Below are 7,013 nucleotides of genomic sequence, written 5' to 3' on the forward strand. Positions count from 1 at the left end.
ATCTCATCTATTTGACTTGGAATTTTTTTAACGCTTCAAAAGCTGCTGCTTGTTCGGCAGCTTTTTTCGTATGGCCAATTCCTTCACCGATTTCATCGCCGTTATACAAAACTTTCATCTTGTAAGTCCGATCGTTATCCGGTCCCTTACTCCAAATTTCTTGATATTGAATATCACATTGGCCGTCCTTTTGTAAGTATTCTTGCAACGCCGTCTTGTGATCAAAGAAGGTGTTGAACCATCCCATATCAAGTTTAGGAAAGACAACTTCACTGATAAACTTAACAACAGTTGGTTTGCCTTGGTCAAGATACAATGCTCCGATAAAAGCTTCAAAGATATCACATAGAAGTGATGGCCGTTGCCGTGCATTGTTTTTCTCTTCACCTTTTCCAAGTCGAATAAATTCATCAAAGTGGCATTCCTTGGCAAATTTACTAAAACTGTCTTCGCAAACCATTGCTGCCCGCAAGCGAGATAATTTTCCTTCCGGCATTTCTGGAAATCGCTTAAAAAGGTATTCTGAAACGCAAAGCTGCATTACTGCATCGCCTAAAAACTCGGTTCGTTCATAGTAATCAAGTTTTTCTTTTGGATGTTCATTGACATATGATTTATGCGTAAATGCAGCATCATAATAATCCATGTTTTTAATCGTAATTCCGTAGTTTTCTTTTAAATGTTGAGCTAAACCGATTATCATAATTTCTCCTTATCTTTTCTAATTATCGACAATTACTCCAATGGTACATTATACCATATCAATGTCCGTTTCAAATTCAATCATCCGGATACAAGAAAAGAGGCTGCGATCCTAATCACAACCTCCTTTCTAAATCTGCATAATCGGGTTCCAAAACAAACGAGCTGCGACGCGAAGCTAGCCTCCGAATCTACGCTGACGCGATTTGTTCGCTTTTCTGTTTCCACCACGCTCGTTTTGAACGTTTTGTTACACCTTGCAATTTATTCCATATTTTCCTTGATGTATTGAACTGCATCGCCGACGGTATTCAGCTTTTCAGCTTCTTCGTCAGGAATTTCAGCGCCAAATGCATCTTCCAAGTCAAGGATGAATTCAACAAAGTCAATTGAGTCAGCATCCAAGTCCTTCTTAAAGTTTAATTCATTTGTAATTTTATCTTTTGCAATTTCAAAGTGGTCCGCCATAATGCCGGCGATTTTATCAAAAATTTCTTGTTCGCTCATGAACATCCCTCTTTTCTACTAATTTATGAAATATAATTTAACACTTTTAATTCAATTTTGAAAGAATTAATTTTGCTCTTCATCTTGCGTTTGAAATGCCGTTTCAAACTTGCTCAATAAGTTTTCATTCAAAATTGTTCGAATCTGCTTCATTGTATAGTAAACCGTTTGAGCATCACTTGACCCATGGGCCTTAACAACGGGAGCCTTGACTCCCAGCAAAACCGCACCGCCATACCGTGACGGATTGACCCGGTCCTTGATCTTCATTAAGTTCGGCTTGAACATCATTGCGCCCAATTTACCGAAGACATTGGCATCCTTTACACTGTCTTTTACCAGGTGCATTACCGCCGAAGCCGTTCCTTCGATTGCTTTAAGAACCGCATTGCCGGTAAATCCATCCGCAACCGCAACATCGCATACCCCATTCGTTAAATCGCGGGATTCAACATTGCCCACAAAATTCAATGATGGATCTTCGCTGATCAATTGGTATGCGGCTTGCGTTAATTTGCTTCCCTTGTGGGGCTCGGTCCCGTTGTTCAAAAGTCCAATCCGGGGATTTTCAATTCCGCGAACCGTTTGGGCATAGAACTTTCCCATCACGGCAAATTGATGCAAGTATTCCGGCTTGTTATCCGCATTTGCCCCACTGTCAAGCAGGTTAAAGCCCCCTTGAGCAGCTGAAACAACTGGTAAAGTTGAAAGCAAACCTGGCCGTTCAACGCCCTTGATCCGCCCAATTAAAAGCAAACCGGCAGCAAGCAAAGCTCCGGTGTTTCCGCATGAAAACAACGCATCTGCTCGGTCTTCCTTAACCGCTTTAGCAGCTAAAACTAATGATGATTGTTTCTTGCGTCGAATTGCTTTTACCGGTTCATCGTTCATCACGATCACCTCATCAGCCTGTTCAAAACTGATTCGGGTTTGATCCTTCACTAACGGTTTAACTTCGTCAATCTTTCCAAATAGTACAAATTCCATGTCTTCAAAGGCATCGCGAGCTTTTTCGACCCCTTCAACAACACTTTGCGGGGCGTTGTCGCCGCCCATCGCATCAACTGCAATTTTCATCTTCTAATCTCCTCCACTTCTAATCCAAATTATCACCTTGGTTGCGATGATGATTTAAATAACGAATCAACTCTTGGTTCTCTTCCCGAGTTTCAAAATCCGGTTCATTGATTATCCGGTGCGCCTCTTCCTGCGCAATCTGCAAAATCTTTAAGTCCGCAACCGGATCGCCGACTTTAAATTCTGGCAGTCCAGCTTGAGCAGTTCCAAGAACGTCTCCTGGTCCCCGAAGTTCAAGGTCGCGTTGCGCAATTACGAACCCGTCCGTCGTTGAAACCATCGTCTTCATTCGTTCTTTGCCATAATCACTATTCGGATCAGCAATCAAAAAACAATATGATTTCCGTTTACCCCGGCCGACCCGCCCGCGCAACTGGTGCAACTGTGCCAGTCCAAACCGGTCAGCGTCAAGGATCATCATGATCGACGCGTTCGGGACATCAACCCCGACTTCAACGACGGTCGTTGAAACTAGAATATCGTATTCATGATCCTTGAACTTTTGCATGACCATTTCCTTTTCATCCGGTTTCAAGCGTCCATGCAACAGTCCAATCTTAAACCGTCCATTGAAATAGTCCTGAAGTTTTTGGTAAACTTCTTCGGCATTTTGCAGATCCAGCATTTCGGATTCTTCAATTAATGGCGACACAACGTATGCTTGGGCGCCATCATTTAGCTGCCGTTCCATGAACTTCAACGCTTCATTCGTTTGCTTTTTCCGTAACCACGTTGTTTCGATCGGCTGCCGACCTTGTGGCAATTCATCAATGATTGAAACGTCCATTTCGCCATACGTGGTAATCGCCAACGTCCGCGGAATCGGGGTCGCCGTCATTGCCAATACATCCGGATTATGTCCCTTTTCCCGGAGTTTCTTCCGTTGATTAACCCCAAAACGGTGCTGTTCGTCCGTAATCACTAACCCTAAATTCTCAAAAACAACATCGTCCTGAATCAACGCATGGGTTCCAACCACAATTTGAAGGTCATTATTCGCCAAATGTTTCAACATTTCACGCCGGGCGGTTACTTTGCTGACCGTTGTTCCCGTCATTAAACCGACGTTAATTCCCAGCGGGGCAAATAACTTACTTAATTTTTCAGCATGCTGCTGGGCCAAAATTTCAGTTGGCGCCATTAATGCTGTCTGAAAGCCCGCCGTTACCGCTGCATACATCGCAATGGCCGCAACTATTGTTTTCCCAGAACCAACATCTCCCTGTAACAGGCGATTCATCTTCAACGGTTCACGCATGTTGCGACAAATTTCATTAACAACCCGCTTTTGCGCATTCGTTAACTCAAATGGTAACCGGCCGATAAAATGCTTCAATTTTTGATTATCATAATTGATCGCAATTCCTTGATTTTGGCGATCTTCCTTTTTCAGCATCTGCAACCCGGCCTGAAAGCGGAAAAACTCTTCAAAAATCGCGGATCGCCGAGCCAGATCAGCTTGCCTTTTATTGGTTGGAAAATGCATATCATGAATGATCTGCTGCCGCGGTTCCAACCGGTATTTATTGCGCAACGAAAGCGGCACAAGGTCGCAAATCACATCATGATACTGGTCATATGCAAGCTCTACCAATTTTTGCACTTGGTTGGCTTTCAATTCTTTTGAAGCCCGGTAAACACCCTTAAAATCATTTTGCTGCCCGACTGGAATGATCTTCATTCCTGTAAAACTTTGTCGTTTAGCATTATACCGGCCATAAACCGCAAGCGAAGCACCCAACTGAACCTTTGATTTCAAGTATGGTTGATTGAAAAAAGTTACCATAATCACTTGATGTTCCACTAACAAACGGAAATTCAATCGGTTACGGCGCCGACCAAACCGAATCACAGTCGGTTCCGAAGCCACCGTTCCCTTTAAGGTCACCTTTTCCTGTTCACTAATTTCAGATAGATCCTTAACTGCCAAATCATCGTAACGAAACGGATAATCAGTAAGAAGGTCATCGATCGTTGAAATGCCGAGTTTATTCAATGCGACTGCCTTTTTAGGACCAACGCCTTTTAACATTGTCACCGGATCATTTAAACTGCGCGCCATTCTGCTGATTCCTCCTTTCCGTTCCTGAATATGGAAGGAGGCTGTCCAATCGTCCAGCCTCCACTTGAATTTTTAAATTTTATTATTCAACCGAAATCAAATATGGGTAAACCGGTTGATCACCTTCATGAATTTCGATTTCATAATCTTCATCCCATGATTGGATCTCATCGGCAATTGCTTGGGCTTCGGTTTGATCAGCGTCTGCACCGTAGATGATCGTGATCACCTCACTATCATCATCAAGCATTGCTTTCACCATTTCAAGCGTTGCTTTCTTGCGGTCCGGATCAGTGACCTTGATCGAGCCATCAACAATTCCCATATAGTTATCTTTCTTGATTTCTTGACCATCGATTGTTGTATCGCGGACCGCAACCGTTACTTGACCAGAAATTACATCATCAAGGGCTTCTTCCATTGCAGCCACATTTTCATCAATGTCAACTTCTTTATTGAAGTTGATCATTGCGCTCAATCCTTGAGTAATTGACCGGGTATGAACAACCTTCACGTTTGCATCCGCAACATCGGCTGCTTGTTCAGCTGCTAAGAAAATGTTCTTGTTGTTCGGTAAAACGATTACCTTATCCTTGCCCGTCGCATTAATGGCATCCACAATGTCCTTTGTACTTGGATTCATCGTTTGCCCGCCTTGAATAATTTGGGTCACCCCAACGCTGTGGAATAATTGGGCAAGGCCATCGCCTGAAGCAACGGCAATAATGCCATAATCGCCGGCAATTTGATTAATTTCAGCCTGTTGTTCTTCTTCAGCTTCTTTATCCTGTTCAAGGATCGTTTCGTGTTGAAGCCGCATGTTATCAACCTTAACCTTGATCAATGAACCAAATTTTTGGCCATACGAAAGAACTTTCCCCGGTTGTTCAGTATGCACGTGGACCTTAACCACTTCATCATCCGCAATTACCAAAAGTGAATTTCCAATTTCTGAAAGATAGCCGCGGAAAGTATCATAATCGAACTTTTCATCAACTAACCGGCCAGCACCTAATTTCACCATAATTTCAGTACAGTAACCGTATTGAATATCTTCCGTGTTCAATTGACTTTGGACACTCTTATGGTGTTCAGCACTCACCATGTCATCCATGTCAGCCGGAGTTGGATGATATTCCTGTTCGTCCCGGACGTTTCCTGATAAAGCATCAAAGAATCCTTGGTAAACAAAAGTCAATCCTTGACCACCAGAATCAACAACGCCGACTTCTTTTAAGACTGGTAATAAGTCAGGGGTCGTCTTCAATGCAGCTTCAGCAGCTTCATAGGCCGCTTCCATGACTTCTACACAGTCATCCGATGTTTTGGCGGTCTTCGTTGCAGCTTCGGCAGCTTTCCGGGCAACCGTTAAAATCGTTCCTTCTTGCGGTTTCATAACGGCTTTATATGCCGTTTGAACTCCCGCAACAAGAGCATCAGCTAAGTCTGCGGGGGTCAATTCCGTTTTGGCTGCAGCGTTCTTGCTGAATCCGCGAAAGACTTGTGAAAGAATAACGCCTGAATTTCCGCGGGCGCCCATCAGCAATCCCTTTGCAAGGGCTTGTGAAAGTTCGCCAACACTTGATGATGTCGATTCTGAAACGTACTTTGCACCGCTTGCAAATGAAAGACTCATGTTAGTCCCAGTGTCACCATCCGGAACTGGAAAGACATTTAATGAATTAATAAATTCCGCATTATTATTTAACCGATTTGAACTAACCGCAATCATCTTGCGGAATTCATTTTCAGTAATTTTTGAAATTTTCAACCTTCAAAATCCTCCTTGGTACCCACAACGTTAATCTTCAATAACCTTTACGCCTTGAACGATCACGTTAACTGCCTTGGCTGTTACCCCAAGCATTGAGTCCAGATTATACTTAACTTTTTCTTGAACATTTCGGCAAACTTCTGAAATCTTCGTTCCGTAACCGACAATAATATAAACATCGATTACGATCCCGTCGTCTGTTTGACGAACAACAACTCCCTTTGAGTAGTTATCCCGTTTTAAAATTTCGTTTAAATTATCCCGAATTTGATTTTTACTTGCCATGCCGACAATTCCAAAAATTTCAGTTGCAGCTCCACCGACAACAGTTGCGATTACATCGTTACTAATATCAATTTTACCGAGTTGGTTTTGAATCTTCACTGCCATTCGAATTTGCCTCCTTATTTATGACAATAATCGTTATCGCCATTGTATCATACGCAATTTTGAAAAAAAAGCCAATTAAACACCATTCAGGATATTTAAATAAGCACTATATTATCATAGCACAAAAATCGATTTTAGCTGACAAGTTAATTTACTTTACAGAAAAATCTTGCAATCATACTTTATGTATGATAATTTAGTCTAGTGAATAAAGAATCTTTATTTTTAAGATCGTAAAGGTAAAGGAGGGAAATCAAAATGGCTAAAGATTTTGTAACCGGTCGGAAGACAACTTTCGGCAAGAAGCGTTCACACGCTTTGAACCAAACAAACCGTAGCTGGAAGCCAAACTTGCAAAAGGTTCGCATCTTAGTTGATGGTAAGCCAAAGAAGGTTTGGGTTTCTGCTCGTGCCTTGAAATCAGGTAAGGTTACTCGTGTTTAATTAAAGACGAAAAAACAGGATGGACAATGTTGTCCATCCTGTTTTTTTTACGAAGTT

The 7,013-nt window shown here is 42.4% G+C and carries 7 protein-coding genes; 1 reads left to right on the top strand and 6 read right to left on the bottom strand.

Features of this window, described 5'->3' with window-relative positions; all coding sequences use genetic code 11:
- Positions 1-7: 7 nt before the first annotated feature.
- The 6 genes from rnc to Q3C15_RS06130 form a co-directional block, all read right to left on the bottom strand.
- Complete coding sequence (rnc, locus tag Q3C15_RS06105) at positions 8-703, bottom strand: ribonuclease III (RefSeq protein ID WP_204779576.1); 696 nt, start codon at positions 701-703, stop codon at positions 8-10.
- A gap of 263 nt (positions 704-966) precedes the next feature.
- On the bottom strand, positions 967-1,209 hold the full coding sequence (acpP, locus tag Q3C15_RS06110; protein ID WP_057827930.1) for an acyl carrier protein: 243 nt from the start codon (positions 1,207-1,209) through the stop codon (positions 967-969).
- A gap of 66 nt (positions 1,210-1,275) precedes the next feature.
- A complete protein-coding gene (gene plsX, locus Q3C15_RS06115; RefSeq protein WP_302704654.1) occupies positions 1,276-2,286 on the bottom strand; it encodes a phosphate acyltransferase PlsX in 1,011 nt (336 codons plus the stop codon).
- A 19-nt stretch (positions 2,287-2,305) separates the two neighbouring features.
- Positions 2,306-4,348, bottom strand: coding sequence for an ATP-dependent DNA helicase RecG (gene recG, locus Q3C15_RS06120; protein ID WP_302704655.1), 2,043 nt, complete (start codon positions 4,346-4,348; stop codon positions 2,306-2,308).
- Between the two features lie 82 nt (positions 4,349-4,430).
- Positions 4,431-6,119 (bottom strand): DAK2 domain-containing protein, encoded by a 1,689-nt coding sequence (locus Q3C15_RS06125; RefSeq protein ID WP_283601139.1) that lies wholly within the window; start codon positions 6,117-6,119, stop codon positions 4,431-4,433.
- 30 nt (positions 6,120-6,149) lie between these two features.
- A complete protein-coding gene (locus tag Q3C15_RS06130) occupies positions 6,150-6,512 on the bottom strand; it encodes an Asp23/Gls24 family envelope stress response protein (RefSeq protein ID WP_057827926.1) in 363 nt (120 codons plus the stop codon).
- Between the two features lie 258 nt (positions 6,513-6,770).
- On the opposite strand from Q3C15_RS06130, the gene rpmB reads away from it, so the two are divergent.
- Positions 6,771-6,956: a 50S ribosomal protein L28 gene (rpmB, locus tag Q3C15_RS06135; RefSeq protein WP_004047397.1), complete on the top strand. Its 186-nt coding sequence runs from the start codon at positions 6,771-6,773 to the stop codon at positions 6,954-6,956.
- Positions 6,957-7,013 lie beyond the last annotated feature (57 nt).

Origin of the sequence: Ligilactobacillus sp. 110_WCHN (assembly GCF_030518115.1) — a bacterium.
Lineage (GTDB): Bacteria > Bacillota > Bacilli > Lactobacillales > Lactobacillaceae > Ligilactobacillus > Ligilactobacillus aviarius_C.

Excerpts from the sequence above, each read along its gene's own strand:
- rnc (WP_204779576.1), bottom strand. The coding sequence starts at position 703 with ATGATAATCGGTTTAGCTCAACATTTAAAAGAAAACTACGGAATTACG.
- rpmB (WP_004047397.1), top strand. The coding sequence starts at position 6,771 with ATGGCTAAAGATTTTGTAACCGGTCGGAAGACAACTTTCGGCAAGAAG.
- Q3C15_RS06130 (WP_057827926.1), bottom strand. The coding sequence starts at position 6,512 with ATGGCAGTGAAGATTCAAAACCAACTCGGTAAAATTGATATTAGTAAC.
- plsX (WP_302704654.1), bottom strand. The coding sequence starts at position 2,286 with ATGAAAATTGCAGTTGATGCGATGGGCGGCGACAACGCCCCGCAAAGT.
- recG (WP_302704655.1), bottom strand. The coding sequence starts at position 4,348 with ATGGCGCGCAGTTTAAATGATCCGGTGACAATGTTAAAAGGCGTTGGT.
- acpP (WP_057827930.1), bottom strand. The coding sequence starts at position 1,209 with ATGAGCGAACAAGAAATTTTTGATAAAATCGCCGGCATTATGGCGGAC.